At 35.6% G+C, this 3353-nt stretch carries 4 protein-coding genes; all 4 read left to right on the forward strand.

From position 1 onward, the window contains the following. Positions 1-221 precede the first annotated feature (221 nt). On the forward strand, positions 222-638 hold the full coding sequence (locus H8909_RS12755) for a cupin domain-containing protein (protein ID WP_187013089.1): 417 nt from the start codon (positions 222-224) through the stop codon (positions 636-638). A 412-nt stretch (positions 639-1050) separates the two neighbouring features. Further along, entirely contained in the window at positions 1051-1284 is a 234-nt protein-coding gene (locus tag H8909_RS12760) for a hypothetical protein (protein ID WP_238928303.1), read from the forward strand. Positions 1285-1373: 89 nt separating this feature from the next. Further along, entirely contained in the window at positions 1374-2063 is a 690-nt protein-coding gene (locus H8909_RS12765) for a response regulator transcription factor (protein ID WP_187013090.1), read from the forward strand. Then, entirely contained in the window at positions 2060-3283 is a 1224-nt protein-coding gene (locus H8909_RS13840) for a sensor histidine kinase (RefSeq protein ID WP_202985978.1), read from the forward strand. The genes H8909_RS12765 and H8909_RS13840 overlap by 4 nt, the downstream gene beginning before the upstream one ends. Positions 3284-3353 lie beyond the last annotated feature (70 nt).

Raw genomic sequence — 3353 nt, forward strand, 5'->3', positions numbered from 1 at the left:
GGTCTATGCGCTTTTTTTTGAGGTAGAAATCCAAACACAAATGAAACCTCATATTATTCTACGAAACTAAAAAAAGCATCAACTTTTTGGATGTTTAAATCCTTAAGTTGATGCCATTGTGCACATTATCTCATTAATGTGATTTCTAACTGTATGCCTTATATCGGTTATCCACGTACTTTAAATGCGATCAGATGTATACATGAAATGGAGAAATAATCATGAATTATACTTTAGAAGATATCAAGAAACAGAGTCCTTATCCTATTGGTGAATTGAATACAGCATATGCCAAGTATTTTGTAGGTAATAGTTATCTCTATTCTATTAATGATCAGGAAGTTCTTATTTCTAATGTTACTTTTGAACCAGGATGTAGAAACAACTGGCATATCCATCATGGTGCAGGACAAATTTTATTATGTACTGCAGGAAGAGGGTATTATCAGGAATGGGGAAAACCTGCTCAGGAACTCAATGTAGGTGATACAGTTTATATTGCGCCAGAAATCAAACATTGGCATGGTGCAGCACCAAAAAGCTATTTTGTACATATTGCAGAAAGTGTACCAAATGAAAATGCTTCAAACGAGTGGCTTGAAGCAGTGGATGAAGAAGAATATCTAAAATTGAAATAAAACAAAACGATCAGGAAGGGAAGCCTGATCGTTGTTTATTTCAAGAGTTATTTTGAAGGGAGTTTGGGAAATTTTAGGGATCACTCTTGGTAAAAAAGAAGCTTTGATTATTATAGGGAGTTGCTTTCTCTTTACAGGTACTATTATGCTTTTTATCTATGAACACATTGTGAACTCATTATTTTTTTCTAGGAAATATGTTATAATGAGGTCCGAGGATGATTTTTTATGAGAAAATCAATCATTACATTCTTATGTTTGATGTTGATCGCATTATCAGGATGTACTTATAATACCAAATATTCGGAAAGTGATGCCCCCCCTTGACTATTACAGGTGGTCTCAGTGATACATTAATTGTTTATTATTCATTTAATGGTGAAGAACGTGAACTTGCGAGACGGTTGTTCTTTTGTCCCAACTGAAACAAAAGCCGGATGATTACATTAATGTCACGATTGAACTTGATGATATGGATATAACATCTGCAGAGACTAAGGCTACTTATGATGAGATAAAGAAGTATATGGCTGAACATAATGCTGGCATGAAGGTTTCCAATCTGTATATCTCACAGGTAAAGAGAAAATGCGGAATTGAGGGTGGAAAGAATTATAATTTACCTAAAAATGAAGATAGCAGGTAACCGCAGTGTCCAGAAGATAAAGAGAGTGCAATTGTGGAGGCATTGAAGCATTTTAAGATGAATAGTTAATAAAGAGAGGTGCATATGCTATGCCAGGTATACTCGTGGTCGAAGATGATGAAAATTTAAATTGTGGAATTACATTTTCACTGAAAAAATCCGGGTATGAGGTTTTTTCAGCAGAATCAGTGAAAAAAGCGAAAAGAATTGCAAGTGATAATAATGTGGATGTTACCATTTGTGATGTGAATCTTCCAGATGGGAATGGACTGGAATTTGTAAGGTGGATGAGATGCAATTATAATATATACATTATTTGTCTTACAGCACTAGATCAGGAGATGGATCAGGTCATGGGATATGAAGCAGGGGCAGATGATTATATTACAAAGCCGTTTAGTCTTTCGGTACTTCTTTTGAAAATAGAAGCACATTTCCGCCGCAGACAGGAGAAAACGGAAACTGGAAAGATGATTTCGGGAGATATCGTATTTTTCGCAGGAGAAATGAAAGTCCTGATAAAGAGTCGTGAAATCAGTCTGACAAAAACGGAGTTGAAAATGCTGACTTTTTTTCTTCAGAATCCGAAACAGATTCTTTCAAAAACACAAATATTGGAAAATGTGTTTGATCTGGAAGGGAATTTTGTGGATGAAAATACAATCGCTGTCAATATCAGAAGACTTCGTGAGAAAATCGAAGACAATCCGGCTGCACCGGTCTATATAAAGAATATTAGAGGTCTTGGGTATATATGGAATCAGGAGGTAAGGCAGTGACAAAGAGATATCGCAAGAAGATGACAGTAGTGCTCTCCTTGGTATTACCTGTCATATTATTGTTTGCAATATTAAATTGCTTTACCACGTATGTGTTTTATGAAGACTATAAATATAAAATGAATCTTATGACAGAGATTGCTGCAAAGGAAGAATTTTCCGGGCTTGATGCTGTTTCTGAATTGCTTAAGAATAAGGATATTGAAACTAACGAACAGGGAAGGCAATTATTGGAGCAATATGGATACAGGGGGAATAAAGGAAATGCATTTTATTCGCAATTTCGGCATCAAGTTATGGTGACCGGTGCTGTAAGCACTGTGATATGTGTGTTTCTTTTGACTTTTCTACTTTATTGGAAGAAAAAAGAAGATGCGTGTCATCAGAAAATTTTAGACCAGTTGGAAGAAATTCTGATCAGATTCCGTGAAAATAAATTTGATGATTTACTGAAAACGGAAAATCATGCAGAACTGGAAAAATTGAATGACCAGCTTGAAGCAATCGGACATCATATTCAGTTGATAAAGGAAGAAGCAAGGGCAGAAAAGGAGAACACGAAAGAAATGGTTTCTGATATTTCTCACCAGTTAAAGACACCGGTTGCAGCTTTGGATACATGTTTTAGTGTGCTGATGCAGAATGACTTAAGTGCCACAGAACAGGAGGAGTTTCGTATCCGTTGTCGGAGTGCTCTGGATGGACTGGAGACATTATTGCAGTCGCTTCTTGAAATATCCAAGATGGAAACTGGACTGATTCAGATTAATAAGAAAAAACTTCCACTTATGGATACTGTCATATCTGCTGTGAATCGCACTTATCCTAAAGCAGATGAGAAAGAAATTGAATTCATTTTTGACTATGCAAAAGAGCTGGAAACATGCATGGTTATGCAGGATAAAAGATGGCTTGGTGAAGCTGTGATCAACGTTCTGGATAATGCAATCAAGTACAGCCCGGATGGTTCAAAAATATTTATCCGGTTACAAAAAAGAAACGATCTTGTAAGAATGGAAATTGAGGATCAGGGAATTGGTATTCCGCAGAATGAGTATCACAAAATTTTTCAACGATTTTACAGAGGAAGTTCCAAGGAGGTCATGGAAAAGAGTGGTACAGGAATCGGACTTTTTCTATCGAGAGAAATTATCGAAAAACACAGAGGTACAAGTGTGAAACAAAAATCAATCAAAACGTATAAAAAAAGACAAACTTAAAAACAAGTTTGAATAATTTAGAAAAAATAGAATAGTTGAATTTTATGGTTTAGTTAATTTAGAAACGTCA

The organism is Catenibacterium faecis (assembly GCF_014306455.1).
Lineage (GTDB): Bacteria > Bacillota_I > Bacilli_A > Erysipelotrichales > Coprobacillaceae > Catenibacterium > Catenibacterium mitsuoka_A.